The organism is Streptomyces sp. NPDC088762, assembly GCF_044750905.1.
GTDB lineage: Bacteria > Actinomycetota > Actinomycetes > Streptomycetales > Streptomycetaceae > Streptomyces.
Genome location: NZ_JBIVKT010000002.1, coordinates 701,265 through 719,323 on the forward strand (window position 1 = coordinate 701,265; position 18,059 = coordinate 719,323).

The 18,059-nt window shown below is 73.0% G+C and carries 20 protein-coding genes and 2 pseudogenes; 10 read left to right on the forward strand and 12 right to left on the reverse strand.

What is annotated here, in order from left to right:
• The first annotated feature begins 213 nt into the window (after nucleotides 1–213).
• Nucleotides 214–2,316, forward strand: a complete 2,103-nt coding sequence (locus ACIP5M_RS08010) for a S9 family peptidase (RefSeq protein ID WP_401193397.1) — start codon at nucleotides 214–216, stop codon at nucleotides 2,314–2,316.
• Nucleotides 2,317–2,353: 37 nt separating this feature from the next.
• Here ACIP5M_RS08010 and ACIP5M_RS08015 read toward each other — a convergent pair whose 3' ends face one another.
• Both ACIP5M_RS08015 and ACIP5M_RS08020 read right to left on the reverse strand, forming a co-directional pair.
• Nucleotides 2,354–2,956, reverse strand: a complete 603-nt coding sequence (locus ACIP5M_RS08015) for a hypothetical protein (protein ID WP_401193400.1) — start codon at nucleotides 2,954–2,956, stop codon at nucleotides 2,354–2,356.
• Nucleotides 2,953–3,168, reverse strand: coding sequence for a hypothetical protein (locus ACIP5M_RS08020; protein WP_401193402.1), 216 nt, complete (start codon nucleotides 3,166–3,168; stop codon nucleotides 2,953–2,955). Before ACIP5M_RS08020 ends, ACIP5M_RS08015 begins: the two co-directional genes overlap by 4 nt.
• 121 nt (nucleotides 3,169–3,289) lie before the next feature.
• On the opposite strand from ACIP5M_RS08020, the gene ACIP5M_RS08025 reads away from it, so the two are divergent.
• Entirely contained in the window at nucleotides 3,290–4,834 is a 1,545-nt protein-coding gene (locus tag ACIP5M_RS08025; protein WP_401193405.1) for an FAD-dependent oxidoreductase, read from the forward strand.
• A 76-nt stretch (nucleotides 4,835–4,910) separates the two neighbouring features.
• Nucleotides 4,911–5,450, forward strand: coding sequence for an NUDIX domain-containing protein (locus ACIP5M_RS08030; protein WP_401193407.1), 540 nt, complete (start codon nucleotides 4,911–4,913; stop codon nucleotides 5,448–5,450).
• A gap of 24 nt (nucleotides 5,451–5,474) precedes the next feature.
• Here ACIP5M_RS08030 and ACIP5M_RS08035 read toward each other — a convergent pair whose 3' ends face one another.
• Genes ACIP5M_RS08035 through ACIP5M_RS08045 form a run of 3 tightly spaced genes read right to left on the reverse strand, consistent with a single transcriptional unit; the run spans nucleotide 5,475 to nucleotide 7,098 of the window.
• A complete protein-coding gene (locus tag ACIP5M_RS08035) occupies nucleotides 5,475–5,837 on the reverse strand; it encodes an Asp23/Gls24 family envelope stress response protein (RefSeq protein ID WP_401193410.1) in 363 nt (120 codons plus the stop codon).
• The gene (locus ACIP5M_RS08040) at nucleotides 5,834–6,514 is read right to left on the reverse strand and encodes a hypothetical protein (protein WP_401193413.1); all 681 of its coding nucleotides are present in this window, start codon (nucleotides 6,512–6,514) and stop codon (nucleotides 5,834–5,836) included. The genes ACIP5M_RS08035 and ACIP5M_RS08040 overlap by 4 nt, the downstream gene beginning before the upstream one ends.
• Nucleotides 6,505–7,098 (reverse strand): RNA polymerase sigma factor, encoded by a 594-nt coding sequence (locus ACIP5M_RS08045; RefSeq protein ID WP_401193416.1) that lies wholly within the window; start codon nucleotides 7,096–7,098, stop codon nucleotides 6,505–6,507. Before ACIP5M_RS08045 ends, ACIP5M_RS08040 begins: the two co-directional genes overlap by 10 nt.
• Nucleotides 7,099–7,321: 223 nt before the next feature.
• Between ACIP5M_RS08045 and ACIP5M_RS08050 the strand changes: the two genes are divergently transcribed.
• The 6 genes from ACIP5M_RS08050 to ACIP5M_RS08075 all read left to right on the forward strand — a co-directional run bounded on the left by ACIP5M_RS08050 (nucleotide 7,322) and on the right by ACIP5M_RS08075 (nucleotide 10,366).
• A complete protein-coding gene (locus tag ACIP5M_RS08050) occupies nucleotides 7,322–7,822 on the forward strand; it encodes an Asp23/Gls24 family envelope stress response protein (RefSeq protein WP_401193418.1) in 501 nt (166 codons plus the stop codon).
• A 75-nt stretch (nucleotides 7,823–7,897) separates the two neighbouring features.
• Nucleotides 7,898–8,077 (forward strand): hypothetical protein, encoded by a 180-nt coding sequence (locus tag ACIP5M_RS08055; protein WP_401193420.1) that lies wholly within the window; start codon nucleotides 7,898–7,900, stop codon nucleotides 8,075–8,077.
• The gene (locus tag ACIP5M_RS08060) at nucleotides 8,074–8,478 is read left to right on the forward strand and encodes an Asp23/Gls24 family envelope stress response protein (RefSeq protein WP_401193422.1); all 405 of its coding nucleotides are present in this window, start codon (nucleotides 8,074–8,076) and stop codon (nucleotides 8,476–8,478) included. The genes ACIP5M_RS08055 and ACIP5M_RS08060 overlap by 4 nt, the downstream gene beginning before the upstream one ends.
• A gap of 37 nt (nucleotides 8,479–8,515) precedes the next feature.
• A complete protein-coding gene (locus ACIP5M_RS08065; protein ID WP_401193425.1) occupies nucleotides 8,516–9,211 on the forward strand; it encodes a DUF6286 domain-containing protein in 696 nt (231 codons plus the stop codon).
• A gap of 70 nt (nucleotides 9,212–9,281) precedes the next feature.
• A complete protein-coding gene (locus ACIP5M_RS08070) occupies nucleotides 9,282–9,848 on the forward strand; it encodes an alkaline shock response membrane anchor protein AmaP (protein WP_401193428.1) in 567 nt (188 codons plus the stop codon).
• Nucleotides 9,849–9,883: 35 nt separating this feature from the next.
• Nucleotides 9,884–10,366 carry an MSMEG_6728 family protein gene (locus ACIP5M_RS08075; RefSeq protein WP_401193431.1) on the forward strand — a complete coding sequence of 161 codons (483 nt, stop codon included), beginning with the start codon at nucleotides 9,884–9,886 and terminating at the stop codon, nucleotides 10,364–10,366.
• 14 nt (nucleotides 10,367–10,380) lie between these two features.
• Here the strand turns inward: ACIP5M_RS08075 and ACIP5M_RS08080 are convergent, their stop codons facing one another.
• The 4 genes from ACIP5M_RS08080 to ACIP5M_RS08095 all read right to left on the reverse strand — a co-directional run bounded on the left by ACIP5M_RS08080 (nucleotide 10,381) and on the right by ACIP5M_RS08095 (nucleotide 14,273).
• A complete protein-coding gene (locus ACIP5M_RS08080) occupies nucleotides 10,381–11,976 on the reverse strand; it encodes a phytoene desaturase family protein (protein WP_401193433.1) in 1,596 nt (531 codons plus the stop codon).
• Nucleotides 11,963–12,418, reverse strand: a complete 456-nt coding sequence (locus ACIP5M_RS08085; RefSeq protein WP_401193436.1) for an SRPBCC family protein — start codon at nucleotides 12,416–12,418, stop codon at nucleotides 11,963–11,965. Before ACIP5M_RS08085 ends, ACIP5M_RS08080 begins: the two co-directional genes overlap by 14 nt.
• 85 nt (nucleotides 12,419–12,503) lie before the next feature.
• A complete protein-coding gene (locus ACIP5M_RS08090; RefSeq protein ID WP_401193439.1) occupies nucleotides 12,504–13,499 on the reverse strand; it encodes an SDR family NAD(P)-dependent oxidoreductase in 996 nt (331 codons plus the stop codon).
• Between the two features lie 174 nt (nucleotides 13,500–13,673).
• Nucleotides 13,674–14,273, reverse strand: coding sequence for a hypothetical protein (locus ACIP5M_RS08095; RefSeq protein WP_401193442.1), 600 nt, complete (start codon nucleotides 14,271–14,273; stop codon nucleotides 13,674–13,676).
• A gap of 878 nt (nucleotides 14,274–15,151) precedes the next feature.
• On the opposite strand from ACIP5M_RS08095, the gene ACIP5M_RS08100 reads away from it, so the two are divergent.
• Nucleotides 15,152–15,490 (forward strand): MerR family transcriptional regulator, encoded by a 339-nt coding sequence (locus ACIP5M_RS08100; protein ID WP_401193445.1) that lies wholly within the window; start codon nucleotides 15,152–15,154, stop codon nucleotides 15,488–15,490.
• Nucleotides 15,491–15,539: 49 nt separating this feature from the next.
• Here ACIP5M_RS08100 and ACIP5M_RS08105 read toward each other — a convergent pair.
• From ACIP5M_RS08105 to ACIP5M_RS08115, 3 genes and pseudogenes are all read right to left on the reverse strand, one after another.
• Nucleotides 15,540–15,967, reverse strand: a pseudogene (locus ACIP5M_RS08105) (SDR family NAD(P)-dependent oxidoreductase); the annotation flags it as partial.
• Nucleotides 15,968–16,005: 38 nt separating this feature from the next.
• A complete protein-coding gene (locus ACIP5M_RS08110) occupies nucleotides 16,006–17,004 on the reverse strand; it encodes an AraC family transcriptional regulator (RefSeq protein ID WP_401193448.1) in 999 nt (332 codons plus the stop codon).
• 190 nt (nucleotides 17,005–17,194) lie between these two features.
• Nucleotides 17,195–17,953 (reverse strand): annotated as a pseudogene (locus tag ACIP5M_RS08115) (collagenase); the annotation flags it as partial.
• Nucleotides 17,954–18,059: the final 106 nt, after the last annotated feature.

Genomic DNA, 18,059 nt, shown 5'->3' on the forward strand with positions numbered 1-18,059 from the left:
GATCCCCCGACCCGACGGGACGGGTCGGCCCGCGCCGCGGCGGGCGCCCGCGACCGCGACCCGGGACCCGCGCGCGGTGGCGCTGCCGGCTCCGCCCCGGGAACTGCGCCCGTAACGTCCGTAGCCCCGGTGGGGCCCGTACCGGCTCCTGTGTCTTCTCCGTCCGGCCCGGCACCCGCTCCCGTTCCGCTCCGCCTGGCCGACACCGGTGCGGTGGACCCGCCGACGCTGCTCGCCGTCCACGGGTGCTGGTACCCCTCGGCCGACCCCACGGGCGACCACGTGGCCTACATCTGCGACCGGACCGGTGTGCCGCAACTCTGGAGCGGCCCCGCCCGCGGGGGAGAGGCCCACATCCTCGACGCGGACCCCGACCCGGTGACCGAAGTGCTGTGGTCGCCCGACGGCCGGTGGATCGCCTACACCACGGCGCCGGGAGGCGCCGAGCACACCCGCGTCCTGGTCGTGCGCCCGGACGGTACCGGCCGGCAGGTGCTCGCGGGCGCCGAGCCGGGTTCCTCCGCCCATCTGGGCTGCTGGACCCGCGACGGGGCGGCCCTGGCCGTCACCATCGCCCAGCCCTCCGCGGCCGCCGGTGCCCACAGCGGCGCCGGACACCTGCCGCAGGACGCGGGCCCGCCCCTTCCCGAGGGCCCGCCGGGAGAGTCGTGGACCGAACGGGGTGGCCGTGCGACCCTGCTCGATCCGCTGCCGGACCCCGCGCGCTCCGTACGGCCGGGCGCGGTGTTCGGGGCCGGCCCGCCGCTGCTGGCACCGACCGAGGGCCCGGGAACCTCCGTCCGCCCCGGAGCCGCCACGAGCGGGGGACTGGCCGCCTACCTCGTCGACCCGGACGGCACCCGGGCCCCCGTCCTGCTCTACAGCGAAGCGGGCGCCGCGTCCCTGCGCGTGTGCGACATCGGAGCCGAAGGCCGGTTCGCGCTGCTGCGCCGCGGGCCGCGCGGCCGCAGGGAGGCCGTCCTCCTGGACACCGCTTCGGGCCGCACCACCGCCAGGCTGCCGGTCGCCGACGGGGATCCGTGGATCGGCAGGCTTTCGCCCGACTCGCGGGTCCTGTGGCTGCGGAGCGACGCGGACCGTGAGTTCGCCGCCCTCCACCGGGCACGGCTGGACCAGGACGGCGCCCTGCAGGAGTGGTCGGTGGCGGCCGAGAGGCGGGAGACCGAGCTGGACCTGCTGAGCCTTCCGGACCACGGCCGGTGGGCGCTGCTGGCCTGGAACGTACAGGGCGCCAGCGAACTGGAGAGCGTGGCCCTGCCCGCCGCGCCCGTGAACGGGCCCGTCGGCCCGAGCCACACCTCGTCCCTGCCCCACGAGGTGGTGACCCGTATGGCACCGGTGGGGCGCGGGGGACTGTTCGCCGCGCTGTCCGGTTCCCGGCGCAGGCCCGGCATCTGGGACCTGACCGGCGCTCTCGCCCCGGTGCGCACCGGATGGTCGGCGAGCGACGAGGAAGCGGCGCCGCCCGGCCGGCCCCCGGTCCGCCCGGTTCCCCTGCGGTGCCGCGCCCGGGACGGGCTGATGCTCGGCGGCTGGTACTACCGGGCACCGCGACGCGACCCCGGCGGGCCGGCCCCCTGCGTGATCCACCTGCACGGCGGCCCGGAGGAACAGGAAAGGCCGGTGTTCAACCCGCTGTACCACGAACTGCTGGGCCGGGGCATGGACGTGTTCGCCCCCGACGTCCGCGGCTCGTCGGGCTGGGGGCGTTCCTTCGTGGACGCCGACCTCGGAACCGGCCGCTTCGCGGCGATCAACGACGTCGCGGACTGCGCGGCGCACTCCGTCGCCCTCGGGTATGCCGACCCGCTCCGGCTGGCCGTCATGGGCCGCTCGTACGGCGGCTACCTCACCATGGCCTGTCTGGTCTGGCATCCCGAGCTCTTCCGTACCGGCGTCGCCGTCTGCGGGATGTCGGACTTCGCCACCTTCTTCACCGGGACCGAGCCGTGGATCGCCCAGTCGGCGGCCGCCAAGTACGGGCACCCCGAGCACGACCGGGACCTGCTGCGGGCGCTGTCCCCGATGAGCCGGATCGACCGGCTGCGCGCGCCCGTCATGGCGGTTCACGGCGAGCACGACACCAATGTGCCCCCGACGGAGTCGGAGCAGTTCGTGCGGGCCGCGCGGGAGCGCGGGGTACCGGCCGAGCTGCTGACGCTGCGCGACGAGGGCCACGAGTTCCTGCGGGCGGACAACCGCCGCCTCTACCGGCGGGCCGCCGCCGACTGGCTGGAGCAGCACCTCGGCAGCGCTGTGCCCGGCATGCCCGCCGGCGACCGCCGGCCGGGCTGAACCGGCTCTCCGCGACTCCGCGGACGTGGGGTCGCGCTCAGCGCTCTCCGGCCGCTCCGAGTGGCCGCTTGTAGTACCGCCACGGGAACCACCCCGCGCCGACCGGAATCCAGCCCTCGGTCTCCATCCGCCGCTGCCGGCCGGAGGAGGCCAGCGTCACCCGGCAGTGTTCCCAGGGCTGGTCGGACGCCTCCACCTCGTGGAACAGCGCGCCGTACCCGACCAGGTGCCAGCCCTCGCGCCCGGCCTCCGCCAGGGCGGCCATCTCGTTGAAGGCGGACAGCGGACTGAGGATGCGGCGCTCGGCAGCGCCGCCCGGCCCGCCCCCGGACGGTGCGGCCGTCACGGCGTCCGTGGCCTTGCCCGCGAAACGCTGCTGGGCGGCCTGACGGCTCACTCCGAGGACGCGGCCGACGGTGTCCCAGCTGTGCCCGGCCGCCCTGGCGCCCTGGACCGCCTCGCGCAGCAGCCGGCCCGCCTCTTCGGCGCCGACCCGCGAGGCGTCCACCAGGCGCAGGTACTCCTGGGCGTCGTGCTCCAACGAGGCGGCCATCCCCTCACGGGCGCCGAGGACCGCGGCCGCGATCCCCTCGCGGATACGGACGGTCTCCTGCGCGCCGAGCAGCGGCTCGCCGGTCATCGCCGCGCACCGGCGCGGGCGGCGAGGGCGCCCGTGGTGGCGATGAGTACGAGTTCCGCCACGACCAGCGCGGCCCAGCCGACGTCGCCGAACCGGTCACCGAACATCGCGGTCAGGGCGGGCAGGACCGCGGTCAACGGGAGCAGGCCGGCGAGGGGGCCGGCGGCGGTGGAGGCGTCCTTGCGGGAGGTCTGCGCGTTCAAGATCGACATGCGTCAAGGAAACCTTGACATGCCCGTGGTGTCAAGGATTGCTTGACATCGCGCTTCCCCCCCCGCCAGGTCCACCCGGACGCCACGCATTGCCACCCGCCTCCCGGGGCACCCGGCAGTCATGACTCAGATCTCCGCTCCCGGCCGCTCGTACTGGATGGACACGGCCGACTTCCCCGCGTTCCCCGCCCTGACGGCCGCCGAGGAGGTGGATGCGGCGGTCATCGGCGGTGGCATCGCGGGCCTCAGCGCGGCCTGGGAACTCGCCAGGGCGGGACTCAGCGTGATCGTCCTGGAAGCGGACCGGCTGGCTGGCGGCGTGACGGGCCACACCACGGGAAAACTCACCGCCCTGCACACCGCCGTCTACCACACCCTGCGCACCGAACACGGCGAGGACGCGGCCCGCCTCTACGCGACCTCCCAGAGCGCCGCGCTGCGCCACGTCATCGAGGTGGCCGGAGAACTCGGCATCGAGTGCGACCTCGAACGCCGCCCCGCCCTCACCTACTGCGTGCACCCCGACGGCGTCGATGCACTGCGGGCCGAGGCCGAGGCCGCCCGTGCGGCGGGGCTCGACGCCTCGTTCGTCACCGAGACGGGGCTGCCGTACCCGGTCGCCGGCGCCGTGCGGGTCGAGGACCAGGCGCAGTTCCACCCGCTCGCCTACCTGCGGGGGCTCGTGGACGACCTCGTCGCCCGCCGCGGCCGCCTGTACGAGAACACACGGGTGACGGACGTGGAAGGCGGCGATCCGTGCCGCCTCACCACCGCCTCGGGCGTCACCGTCCCGGCCCGTCACGTGGTCGTGGCCACCCACCACCCGGCCTTCGACGACGCCCTGCTGTCCACCCGGCTCACCCAGCACCGCGACCTGGTGATCGCGGGACCGCTGCCCGCCGACCAGGACCCCGACGGCATGTACATCACCGAGGAAGGCGGCAAGCGGTCGGTCCGCACCGCACCGCTCGCCGACGGCCGCCGACTGCTGATCGTCACCGGAGAAGCCTTCGCTCCGGGTTCCGGCACCGATACGGAAGCGGGTTACGCCCGCCTGCACGCCTGGACCGAGCGGAACTTCCCCGGCACCGAGATCACCCACCGGTGGGCGGCACAGGACAACAGTTCCACCGACACCCTCCCCCTCGTCGGCGGACTGCCGACCGCCGGCGAAAACGTCTACGTGGCCACGGGCTTCGCCGGGTGGGGCATGACGGGTGGCGTCATGGCCGGACGGCTCATCGCCTCCCTCGTCACGGGAGCCGGCGAACCGTGGGCCGAGCTGTACGACCCCCGCCGGTTCGGCCCCGTGGTCCGCTCGGCGCCCGTCTTCCTGAAGGCCCAGTGGGATGTGGGCAAGCACTTCGTGAAGGACCGCCTCGCCACCCTGGGAGAGGGCACCAACGGCCCCGTCGGCGAGCTGCGGCCCGGTGACGGCACCGTCGTCCGAGCCGGCGGGCAACCGTGCGCCGTTCACCGCGACGACCAGGGGGAACTCCACGCCGTGTCCGCCGTCTGCACCCACATGGGCTGTCTGGTCGCCTTCAACAACGCCGAACGGACATGGGAATGCCCCTGCCACGGCTCCCGCTTCGGCATCGACGGCGAGGTCCTGCAGGGCCCGGCACTCAAGCCGCTGGAGCGCCGGGACCCCACGGACCTGTGAACCGTACGAAGCACCTCCGCGGCGCTGCGAGCCATGAGGGAGGCGGCACGCGGGTCCGGCCGGGATACTGTCGGTCATGACGAACACCCCTGCCACACCCGTCCCGTTCTCCCGGATCAAGATCCGGACCGGGGCGCTGCTGTTCTGCGGCGACGAGGTCGCCCTCATCCGTCGCGACCGTGCGGGATCCACCCACTACACCCCGCCCGGCGGCAACGTCGAGGACGGCGAAGACCTCGTCGCCGCACTGCGCCGTGAGCTTGCCGAAGAACTCGGCCTGGACACCACGGCGGCCGAGGGCGGGGACCTGGTGTGGGTGGTGGACCAGCGCGTCACCCGACCGGGCCCCACACCGCCCCCGCGCAAGCTCCACCTGATCTACCGCTTCCACATCACCCCCGACGTTCGCGCGACCCTGGCCGAGCAGGAACTGGACGAGCTCCCTGACGGCAGCCATGAGGTCGGAGTGATCGAGTGGATCGACTACCGCAAGACCGCCGAGCTGCCGGTCTTCCCACCCATCGGCCCCGCCCTCGCCGCCCTCCCCGGCCCCCGCGCCGCCATCACCACCGCAGCCCTGGACGCGGTCACCGACGCGAACTACACCTGGGTGTGAAGGAGTTCGGCGGGCCGGGCGCGCTCAGGCGGGGACGAGGGTGCGGGTGACCGTGACCCGGACGCTGACGGTCGCCGGTGAGCCGAGTCGGACCAGGTGGGTGGTGACCGCGGCCTGTACGTGTTCGCACACCTGGCGGGCGACGTCGGCCACGCGGCGGCCGTCGTACAGCATGCACCGTACTTCCACATGCCAGCCGTCCTCGGAGACGCGCTCCGCCCGGATTCCGGCGACGGGTTGGGGGGCGGCGCCCGCGCCGTGTCGTAGCCGGGAGGCCGCAGCGGCGAGGCGGTCGGCCAGGACGGGCTGGAGGGCTGCCACGCCGGGAACCTCCAGGGCGGCGCGGGCCGCGATGGGGCGGACGTCTTCGCCCGGGGCGGAGGTCATCGTCCGCTCGCTGCGGGGAAGTCGCCCCAGGGCGCGGGGAGGGGATCCAGCAGGGAGTTGATTTCCACGTCGACGCCGGTGACGGCCAGGCCGAGCTCGTGGTGCGCGGCGTGCAGCACGGCTTGGCGTACTTGTGCGGCCCGCTCCGGCAGTGGCCGGTCGAGGGTGGTGGCCAGCGTCATGACGACGTGAACGGCGGTGTCGTCAGGGGTGGGGGTCAGGCGGCAGCTGGCGGCGTGGGTGCCGGGCACGGTGTCGGCAGCGCGGCGCAGGACTTTCGCGGCGGCGCTTTCGGCGATGCGCAGGTCGTGATCGGGGTCGTCCAGCGGCAGCGACGCCCCGAGTCGCACTTCGGCCCGGACCGCGTTGATGACCCGATTGGCGAGGCTGTGCACGTCGGGTTGCTCCTCGGCGCGCAGGGACAGCGTGGCGCGGTCGAGGGCGCGCAGCCCTTCGACGGCCTGCCGGCAGTAGGGGCAGTCGCCGGTGTGCGGGTCGGGGGCCGTGGAGCCGGGGCTGCGGGCCTGCTGCCAGGCAGCCAGGAGGGGGCGGCCGCAGGGCAGCAGCTCGGTACCGGCAAGCAGCTCTGCCTCGGGGAGCAGTGTGGACTCCGCCCTCTGGGGCCTTGCGGCAGTCGGGTCGTCGCCCCGGGTGGGGTGCGGGTCGTCTAGCGCCATGGGCGCATCGCCTCCGTCAAAGCGCGTCGTGCACGGAAGAGTCTGCCGCGCACCGTCTGCTCGCTGCTGCCCGTCACGTGGGCGATCTCGTCGTAGCGCAGGCCGTGCAGTTCCCGCAGCACCCAGCAGGCCCGCAGCTCGGGCGTGAGTTCCCCAAGGGCTTGTGTCAGTGCGGCCGCCGTGGCATCCGTTTCGGCCATGCGGGGTGGTGCGCTGCCCGCGTCGGTGGCGGCGGGTTCCGGGACGGTGTCCAGGGGGAGGGCGGCGGGCCGGCGGTTCAGTACGTTGAGACAGCGGTTCGTGACGATGCGGTACATCCACGTGCCGAACCCGGCGCCATGGCGGAACTCGGGCAGCTGTCGCCAAGCGCTGAGGAAGGCGTCCTGAACGGCGTCCTCGGCATCCGGCCGGTTGCCCAGCAGGTGGTACGCGAGGGCGGTCAGCCGGCCGCCGTGACGGCGGACCAGGACGGCGAACGCGTCGTCGTCCCCTTCTGCAGCCCGTACGGCAAGCACTTTGTCCGGCAGGCTCCCACCGGACGCGTCGGATTCGGCCGGGACATCGGCGACGGCTCGTGCGGCCACCCGGCGCGGGTCTGTCGCGCCTGGCGGGGCAGGGCGCCCGGTCCGCTCGCGCATCCGCCGCTCGCTTCCTGCCGGAAACCGTCGTCTCGGCCCTTCGCACGTACTCCTCGATGGTACGTGCGGCCGTGGGCGACACGAGGAACGTGAGGAATGTGCCTGCGGGGTGTCAGACCCTTCGAGGGCACCGCACCGGGGCCCACACGGACATCCTTGGGAGGTCCCCATGTCGGACAGCATCAGCCCCGCCCCGGATCAGAGCCGGCCGGGCAGCGCGAGCAGCGAGAGCGGCCCGAGCAGCTCTCTGCAGGGCCACAGCGGCGCCGGGACCGCGCCCGAGACGCGGGGGCGGACCGTCATCGCCGACAGCGTCGTCGAGAAGATCGTGGGGATGGCCACGCGTGAGGTACCGGGCATCCACAGCCTCGGCACCGGGATGACGCGCACCCTGGGGGCAGTGAGGGACAAGGTCCCGGCGGGACGTCCCAGCGTGAGCCGGGGCGTGAAGGTCGAGGTCGGCGAACGGCAGACGGCCGTGGACCTGGACGTGGTCGTGGAGTACGGCATCTCGATCGTGGACATCGCCGGCGACGTCCGCACCAACGTCATCTCGGCCGTGGAGCGCATGACCGGCCTGGAAGTGGTCGAGGTGAACATCGCCGTCGATGACGTTCACCTGCCCGACGAGGAAGAGGAAGTCGAGGAGGGCGACAGCCGCGTCCAGTGACCCGGCGCAACCTGTGCGCCCGCGTTCCGCGGCCGGGCAGGACGAACCGATCCACGTGAGATTCAGGTGAGTGAGATGAGTGCAGCAACGGTAGGCCTGCTGGCCGGCATGGCCCTGGGTTTCGCTGCCTTCTTCGGCGGATTCTGGGCCTTCCTCCTCGTGGCCGTCCTGGGTGCTGTGGGCCTGATGGCCGGCCTCGTGCTGCAGGGCGACATGGAGATGCCCGACTTCAAGCGGTCCCGGGACCGGCAGTGACCACGCAGGGTGACCCTGCCCTGCCCGGGGGAGCCGCGGGCGCCACACGGGCGCTGCCACCGGCGGCCGAGCGCGGCGCGACCGTGATCCCGGACAAGGTGGTGGCCCGCATAGCGGCGCGCGCCGCACGCGAGGCCCTGCGCGGGCAGGCAGGCACGGGCACGGCACACAGGGAACTGGCTGCTCCGCGCGCCTCGGTGGCCGTCGCCGGCGGGTCCGCGCGGCTCGGCCTGACTCTGGACCTGCCCTATCCGGCAGACCTCGCCGGCGCCGCACGCGAGGTGCAGCACTACGTCGGTGAGCGGGTGGCCCTGCTGACCGGCATGAAGATCACCGAGGTCACGGTGGTCATCGAGCACCTGGTCTCCGCCGCCGGCCACGAACAGCGACGCGTGCAGTGACCGGACCGGGCACCGCGAGCCGGGAAGGAGAGCCGGCATGACACGGGACCAAGACCCTTCAGCCGAGAGGGAGCCGCCCCCCGCCACCGACGCGGGCCGTTCCCCCACGGTGGACCTGCTGGTCGAGCAGCCTCGCGGTACCCCGCGACGTACCCCGCGACGCGAGGACGGCAACGACGCGGCCGCCCGTCCGCGCCCTTCGCGCCGACCGTGGTCCCCACGCCGGATACCCGCCGCGTTGACCGCCCTGGTCACCGGAGCGGCGGCCGGGACCCTGCTGTTCGACGTCGTCAGGGTCCGCGCGGGCCGCTCCGCCGCGGCCTGGCGCACGCGCCTCGCCGACGAACTGGCCACCCGCCCTCTGGACGACGTCTGGATCCGCACGACCGCGGCCGTCCTCACCGTCGTCGGCCTCTGGCTGATCGTCCTGGCGCTGACCCCCGGCCTGCGCCGTCAGCTGCCCCTCAAGAAGCCCGATGACCAGGTACAGGCCGTGCTGGACCGCCCCGCAGCCGCCCTCATGCTGCGCGACGCCGCCATGCGCGTCCCCGGCGTCAGTGCCGCCCGCATCCAGGTCGGCCGACACCGCATCACGACGCGCGCGGACGTCCGCTTCCGCAACGAAGCCGACGTCAGGGCCGACCTGCTGGAGACGCTGCGTGAGCAACGCGACCGGCTCGCGCTCGCCCGCCCGCCGCGGCTCACCGTCCGGGTACGCACCCGCCGCAAGTGACTCACCCGGGGGAGAAGAGGAGACGGATCCCATGCAGGGGAAATCCACAGTCAACCGGGTCCTGCTGGCCGTGACAGGCACGCTCCTGTTCGGCACGGGCCTCCTGATGGCGGCGGGTGGCTTCGACGTGTACCGGCGGTGGAAGCTGCGGCCTCCTGACGGCTGGCCGATGAGCTCTCCGGACGCCGTTCCGCTCAGCGCCGCGGACCGTACCCGCTGGACGGACGAGAGCTGGTGGTGGCCCGTGGTGATCGCCGTCCTGGCCGTCCTCGTACTGCTCGCACTGCGGTGGCTGCTGGCGCAACTGCGCCGCACGCACTCCGGCCCCGTACCCCTCGGGGGGCCACATGGGACGGACGGTGTGGAACTGCGCGAGCAGGCCCTCAGCGACGCCCTCGCCGCCGATGTCCGCCGGCAGCCCGGCGTGCAGCACGCACGGGTGCGGATGACCGGCCGCCCCGACCGCCCGACAGCGCACATCGACCTCACCCTCACCCCCGACAGCGAGCCCGGTCCCGTCCTGCGGGCCCTGTGCGACGGTCCTGTGGAACGTGCACGCCGGTCCACCGGTCAGGCCGGCCTCTCCGCACGCGTACGCCTGAAGGTCACCCCGCACAAGGCGCACCGCGCCCAGTAGCGGCGGGCGTCAGGAAGAGAAGACGAGGAGACCCCGTGCAGACGTTCCTGCCGTTCGCGTCGTTCCGGGCCTCGGCAGCCGTGCTCGACGGACGGCGGCTCGGAAAGCAACGGGTCGAGGCCGTTCAGGTGCTGCGCGGGCTGACCGTCCCGGGCTACGGCTGGCGCCGGCACCCGGCGGTACGGATGTGGACGGGCTACGAGGAGGCCCTCGTACGCTACGGACTGGACGTCTGCCACGTCTGGACGGCCGAAGGGCGCGGCGACACCTGCGCCGTCACCCTGGTCCAGGACCTCCGGGCGTGGGAGCCGGGCGCAGAACCGAGGACGCAGGAGCAGCTCGCCGCAGACGGGGACCTGCCGCAGTGGCTCGGTGACCCGGATTTCCACCGGAGCCACCAGTCGGCGCTGGTGCGCAAGGACGCGGACTTCTACCGCAGGCACTTCCCCGAGGTCCCGGACGACCTGCCGTACGTCTGGCCCGCCTCCGACCGCGATCCGGACGCGCAGCCGCGCTGAGCGCCGCGGGGACGTCAGGGGGTGCGGCGGCGCCGCAGGCCCCATGACGAACGCAGGACCGTACGGGCCGCGTTCGCCCCGGGTGCCCCGTGCACACCGCCGCCCGGGTGGGCGGTCGCCGAGGCGAGGTAGAGACCGCGGATCGGTGTGCCGGGCCGGCCGTTGCCCGGGACGGGCCGGAAGAGGAGCTGCTGGTGGAGGTTGGTGGTGCCCTGGTTCACCGCGCCGCCGACCAGGGCAGGGTTCAGTCGTTCGAGATCGGGCGGTGCGAGGACGCGGCGGGACCTGATCGACGCGCGGAAACCGGGCGCGTAGCGCTCGACCTGCGCCTCCACCCGCGCGGCCATCGCCTCCTTGTCGCGTTCGTCCCAGCGCCCCGAGATGGCGTCGGCGCCGTCCCCGGCCGCGTCGCCGCGGATCGTCTGCGGAACGTGCGTGTAGGCCCATGCGGACTCGGTGCCGGCCGGTGAACGGCTGGGGTCCGCCGTGGTCATCTGGCCGAGCACGAGGAAGGGCACCTTCGGTACGCGCTTCATCGCTATGTCGGCCGCGAAGCAGGTCAGCTCGTCCATTCCCTCGGCGAGGTGCACCGTTCCGGCGCGCCCGGCGCCCTCGGCCCGCCAGGGGATCGGCCGGGACAGGGCCCAGTCCACCTTCACCGTACTGAAGTCCCACTGGAAGCGCCGCAGGTCGGAACGCAACCGCTCGGGCAGGTGCTCCTCGCCGACGAGTCGCTCGTACAGCAGCGGAGCCGGCACGTCGGCCAGCACCGCCCGCCCGACCGGCACCTCCCCGCCGTCCACGGTGCGGACCGCCACGGCCCTTCCACCCCGGACCACCACCCGCGTGGCCGCGCAGCCGCACCGGACGGTGCCGCCGCGCGCTTCGAGGCGGCGAACCAGGGCCGCGGTGAGCTCCTGCGCGCCACCCACGGGCACGGGGAAGCCGTACGTCTGCCCCAGCATGCACATCAGCCATCCGAAGCCTCCGCCGAGGGCGGAGTCCGGCCCGAGGTCCGCGTGGAGCGCGTTGCCGGCAATGAGCAGCTGCGCCCCCACGCCGGTGAATTCCTCCTCGCCGAGCCTGCGGGCGGACAGCAGCATGGAACGCGCCACCCGCAGGCCCTCCGCGGGCCCCAGCCGCACCCCGAGGCGCAGCCCGGCCCGGACGGGCGGGAAGGGTGTGAACAGGCAGCCGAGCAGGTCGTCGCCGAGGCGCCGCCAGAGAGCGTGGAGGCGTTCCCACGCGGCCCCGTCGCCCGGCGCGAAGGCTTCGAGCGAGGCGGCGGTGTCGTGTACGTCGTCGCACAGGACCGCACAGCGCCCGTCGTCGAGGGGATGGGCGACGACGGCGGGGGCCCGGCTCCAGCGCAGCCCCTCGTCCTCGAGGTGCAGGGCGCGGATGACGGGCGAGGCCGCTGCCAGGGGATAGAAGGCGCTGAACACGTCGTGTACGTAACCGGGGTCCACCCCACGGTCGCTGCGGACGGCCCCGCCGGGCTCGGGCCGCGCCTCCAGCACGACGACGCTCCAGCCCGCGTCCGCGAGCACGTTGGCGGCCACCAGCCCGTTCGGACCCGAGCCGATGACCACGGCGTCAGGCGTCGCCACGGGACCCGTGTCCTTCGCCTTCGACGACGCGGGCGAGGCGCCTGAGCATGCCCCTGTGGCGGAGGTGGAGGATCGCGTCGACCGCCGCCGTGTGCACGGAGCCGTTGCGGCCGCGCAGCGGGTGTTCGTCGATGGTGACCAGCGTCTCGTCGCCCCACGGGATCAGCTCGATGGCGATCCGGGCGCTGCCCAGCTTGCCCGCCACGGCCTCCAGCTCCAGGCGGTGCTGCGGCTCGCAGACGCGTACGACGGTGGTGCCCTCGTACGACAAGGGGCCGAGCTTCACCGTGTAGCCCAGGGTGGCGCCCTCGCGGGGCCACTGGGGCGTCTCTTCCCACGAGTCATACGTGCCGACGACCCAGTCGGCATACCGGTCGCCGTCGCTCAGGACGTCCCATACGCCGGACGGCGGCCGGTGGACGAGCCGGTGCAGCACTGCCATGTCGTCTCCTGGGGGCTGTGTACGGCTGGTACGGCGGTGTACGGCTGTGTCGTGCGACCCGGGAGCCGCAGTCGATGGGCGGCGCCTACCCAGGGCGGTACGGCTTACCCCTGCGCAGCGCGGCGCGCCCGGCGGTCCCCAGGGCAGCCGCCGCGCCTGCCGCCAGGGTCCTGCGGGCGGCCGTGCGCCAGCCGCTGCCGCGGCCGCCGCGTACGGCGGCGCTGCTGCCGGACGGGACGTGCAGGTTGCCCTGCGTGGCCGGGGCGCTGCCGCGGGGGCCCAGGTAGCGGCGGTCGGTGCGCAGGCCCAGCGCGAGGCGGGTGAGTCCGGGAGCCACCGCGTAGGCCGCCGCCAGGCTTCGGGCGTAGGGCCCGACGAGCCTGCGGGCGCGCGGGCGGCGGATGACGGCGGTGACGGCGCGTGCCACGCGCTCCGGCGTCGCGACGGGCGGCAGGGCGCGGACCTCGCGGCCGGTGTGGTTGGCCGCGTGCCGGAAGAAGGGCGTGTCGACCCCGACGGGCAGAACGGTGCACACGCTGACGCCGCGCGGCCCGCCGAGGGCCAGCTCGAGGCGCAGCACCTCACCGAACGTGACGAGCGCGGCCTTGGACATGGCATAACCGGAGAGGTACGGGGCCTCGACCACGCCGCCCAGCATGGAGGCCACGTCGATGACGATGCCCTCCCCCTGCCGCCCCATGACCGGCACGGCGGCCCGCGCCCCGTGCACGGCGCCGACGACGTTGACGTCCAGGAGCCGGCGCAGCTCCGCGGTCGGCATCTCGTCGAACCGGGCCAGCATCCCCACCCCGGCCGCGTTCACCCAGACGTCGATCCTGCCGAAGCGCTCGGTGGCCGCCGCGGCGAGGGCGTTGACGGACCCGGCATCGGTGACGTCGGTCGGTGCGGCCACGGCCCGCGCGCCGCGGCGCCGGCACTGGGCCGCCACGTCTTCGAGTACGAGGGCGCTGCGGGCCGCGAGGACGACGTCGGCGCCGCGGCGCGCACAGGCGAGGGCGGTGGCCCGGCCGATACCGCCGGAGGCTCCCGTGATCACGACGACCCGGTTCTTCAGCCGCATGCCGGGCGTCTGACCAGGATGGCGGACATCATGCGGGCCCACGGTGCGCGATCCCCGGCGGCGGTCGCGACATCCGCAAGTGCCGGGTGCGACCGCCGGGCGCCGCACCGCCCGGTCGCGGACTCCGCACCGCGTGCGGTCGTCGCGTCGGTCGCCCCGGTCAGGCCGGCCGGTTCAGCCGAACCACACCACCAGGCGGACGTTCTCGTCGCCGTACTCGGCCGCCAGCGCACCCATGGAGGCCCACACCGGGCCCCAACGGCCGTCCGGCGGAACGAGGAACCCGGCCGTGTAGACCACCGGGCGGTACACGGCGCCGTTCAGATGGACCTCGCCGCCCGGCGGCCATTCGTTCGGGAACAGGTCCTCGCCGAAGAGCTCCTCCGCCGCCTCCATCACCTCGACCGGCGCCCAGAGCACGTGGTCCAGGACGAGCTCGCCGCCCGGCCCCGGTATCCACACCCCCAGCCTGTTCCCGTCGGGGGCGTCGCAGACCGGCGCGTCCCAGTCGACCGCCGCGACCTCGGCCCACGTCGCGTACGAGTGACTGTGGTTGAGCTCGTCCTCCTCCTTCGGCACCTCCTCGCAGGAGTCCTCCGGCCACCCCCTCGCGCCGAACAGCGGTCGGCTCACACCGAGGCTTCCGCCGTAGTCGAACAGGCACTCGCGGGCGTCGCGCTCCTTCCCGAGGCCGAAGTCGAACAGATCGACCGCCATCTCCCAGGCCCCACCCTCCGCACGGGTCTCGATCAATCCGTCGATGTACGTCCCCATGGCCACCGATGCTAAGGGCCACGACCAGGGTGGCGAGCCCTTGTCGCGCCGCCTCGCCTGCGCTTCGACGGGCGGCCCGAGGCGGGGCACGGCGGATCTTGGCGGCCGGGGCCGATTACCTCCGCCTTCGACAGCGGAAAAACTATGACGGCCGAAGTAGACATTGGGTGGTGGCATGAGTATGGTTTCTCTCGTAGCCCAGAGAGAACGAAGGGCCTGGCAGAGATGAACTGCCGGGCAGCAGTACCCGCAGTTGCAGCAAGCAGGACGGTGTGGTGGTGGAGTCTCGAAGCCAGAGCGGTTGCAGGACGGCGACGGGGCTGACCACCGGACCGGGTGGCCCGCAGTGATCAGGGGCCGCCGTGAGCAGTACCGCAGTAACGCAGTGGCAGTACCGGCAACTGTGGTTCGCAGTACCCAGCAGTGAAGTCAGTGAGCAGTACCTCGGTGAAGGCGTCGGCTGCGGGCGCGCGCACCGGGAGGTTCGGCAGTGGGGTTCCAAGCCGGAGTAGACGCACGATGGGCGACGGGGCTGGCTGCCGGAAAGTGGCGCTGTGACAGGCCGCTGAGAAGGTCGCTTCACCAGCAGTACGCAGTACAGCAGTACGCAGTTGATCAACGAGGGAAGAACGGAGGAGCAGAGCGCCATCAGGATCGCCCGGGCTGAAGTCCGAGTCCGGGTACCGCAGGACATCGACAGTGAGGTGGTCTCCGGTCAAGCAACCGCGATCCCCGCAGCTCCGACAGCATTCAGGTCGGGCCCGCGGATACAGAAGGCCGACGCAGAATCAGGGTCGGCAGATGGTGTAGTAGTTCCTTCGGGGCCCTGGTGCCGTTCGGCATCAGGGCCCCTCCACGCGTTCCATGAGAGAGGTTCAATGACAGCAGACGATTCGTTCGGCCGTCTCGACGACGACGACTACCCCGCCTACACCATGGGCCGGGCCGCCGAGATGCTCGGCACCACGCAGGGGTTCTTGCGCGCCCTGGGTGAAGCCCGCCTGATCACTCCGCTCCGCTCCGCCGGCGGGCACCGCCGCTTCTCCCGCTATCAGTTGCGGATCGCGGCCCGGGCCCGCGAGATCGTCGACCAGGGCACGCCGATCGAGGCCGCCTGCCGGATCGTCATCCTCGAGGACCAACTCGAAGAGGCCCAGCGCCTCAACGCCGAATACCGCCGCGCCGCCGAATCGGCGAGTCCACCGCCCGGAGCCTGAGGCGGTCCGCGCCCGGCGGGCGCTGCCGTTGCCGCAGGGCCCGTTGTCCTCAGTCGCCGAAGTCGGCACCGCGGCTGACCGGCTCCCAGGTCAGGGCCTCCGCCCGGGCGGCCTCGGCCTGCGCGGTGATCGCGTCGACCGCGTCGTTGCCGAGGGCGAGCCGGAGCGGAGTGTTCTCGCTGTCCAGTGCCTTCAGAATGGCGGCGGCAGCCTTCGCCGGGTCGCCGGCCTGCTTGCCGTCGCTGTCCGGCAGCCCCTTACGCACGGCGCCGGCCGTTTCGGCGTACTCCGGCATCTCGGCCACGCGAGCGCCTCCGTCAGCCCCTCCAGGGCGAACTTGGTCGCCGAGTAGGCGCCGACCCCGGGGAAGGAAAGCCGTCCTCCCACGCTGCTCATCTGCACGACGGAATGCAGCTCCATCAGGTCCCGGAGTTCCCTGCCGGTGGTCTCCTCCACCGCACCGACGAGCCGCCGGCCGACGGGCCGCCTTCACGATCCGTGTCGGGACCTGCCTCTCAAGCCCGCAGAGCCTGGTACCGGTAGTCGCGTGGCGAGAGCCCGTAGGCAGCTCGGAAGGCGCGGGTGAAATGGGAGGCGCTGGGCATGCCCCATCGGGCGGCGAGCACGTGGAGGGGTGTGGCACCCAGCGAGGGGTCCGCCAGGTCGGTGCGGATCCTCTCCAGCCGCTGCGAGCGGATCCAGGCGGCGACCGTCTCGCCCGCCGACTGCTCACTGAAGACGCGGTGCAGGTGGCTGAGGGAGATGTGGTGAGCGGCGGCGATCGCTGCCGGGGTCAGCTTCGGGTCGGGCAGGTGCTGCTGGATGAAGGTCCGGATGCGTCGGGCCAACACCTGGTGCCGGGTCTCCGGCGACAGGGCGGCCTCGGCGTCCAGGGCATGGGCGAAGAAGGCGGAGACCAGATCGAGCGTGACCGTGCCCAGGCGGGGCGCGTCGGCCGGCCGGAGGGTGTCGGCCTGCCGGTCAAGGCCGGTGAGGAAGTCAGCCAGGAGCGCCCCGGTGCCGCTCCGCACCGACAACCCCCGTCCCAGAAGCCGCTCGACCTGGTGTGCGGGTACGGGCAGCAAGGCTTTGGGCAGGTCCACGCCCACACCGGCGACGATACCCGGACCGCCCTCGGCCGTCGGGCTCGACGCGTAGGACTGTGAGGCGCACGCCTGCCAGCTGGAGTCCACGAGGAGGCCGCCAGGGCCGACCGTGACGGTCCCCCCGCGCTCCTGCGCCAGCGTCAGCCCGCCGTCCGTCAGCAAGGACACGTGGTAGAGCTCGGGGTCGTTCCGGCGGATCCTCCGCGAGCTCCGCCGGAAGCGCGCGGGCGAGAACGACGTCCGCCACACGGTCACCGGTCCCAGTTCCATCACCCGTAATTCCGCCCGGAAGGCGGCGGCATGGGGACTGGTCGTGTCGTTCGCACGGCTGTGGTCGATCAGCTCCCGCCAGCGGTCGAAGCGCTCGTCGGCGGGGACGTCCTCGCTGCGGAACACCGTCCCGATCACTGTGGCACCCTCCGTCCTCCGCCCCCGAAGGGGCAGGTCCCTGGGGAGAGGGGGCAGTTCGCCCCCTCTCCCTCCTCCCGACGACATCATCACGTGCGGCTGATGCCGCAGGCCACATCGAGCCGGCAAGACCGAGGGCGCCACCTGCGGGGGGAGGCCGACCGGCAGCGGGCGTATGTGGTCATCCGGCCGCCGCCACGGCCGTCAGCCAGGCGTTCCAGTCGCTCTCGTAGTCCAGCGAGGTGAGGAAGGAGCGGGCGGCGGTCCAGTTTCCGGCGCGGTAGTGGCCGAGGACGGTGCCGACGTCGGCGGGGTGCTTCTCGACCATGTAACGGGCTGCGAGGTAGCCCCAGTTGTAGGTGCGGTTGACGTCGCTGTTGGCGTAGGTGGTGTCGAACAGCGTGCGCAGGGAGTACGTGTGCTTGCCGGCCTCGGCCAGCGCGTTCGAGTAGGTGACCCCGCGGTAGGAGTAGGAGACGTACTCGGCGATGCCCTCGGCCCACCACACGGTGGGGGTGGTCTGGCCGGCGTTGAAGTCGCCGTACAGGTCGAAGCGGCCGTCGAGGTAGTGGGTGTACTCGTGGTTGAGGTTCCAGATCTGCCAGCCGGGGTTCACATCGGTGCGCTCGTAGCATATGAACCGTGGCTGATTGCCCGTCCTGGCGGGGTCTCCCTCCAGGTACATGCCGCCGTTGTTGGTGTCGATGCCGTAGATCCTCCCCGCGTAGGTCTTGTAGTCGGCGCTTGAGTTGAAGACGTCAACTTCCAGGGTGGTGTTGTAGTCGTTCGCGACCGGCCCGGAATCCTTGACCACGCCGTGGAAGTAGGCGTCCTGGTTCGCCAGGCTCGCGCAGGTCGCCGTCAGCTGGTCGGCGGTCATCTCCTGGGCGCGGATCCGCAGCGACGGGCTGCAGGTGTGGACGATCGGCAGGATGCGCGATTCGAGCTTGCCGCCGGTGGTCCCGGTCGCGCCGGGAGCACCTTTGACGTTGCCGTGGGCCGGGCGCCGGCCCGGGTCGGCGAAGACGTGATCCTGCTTGGGGTCGGTGGGGGAG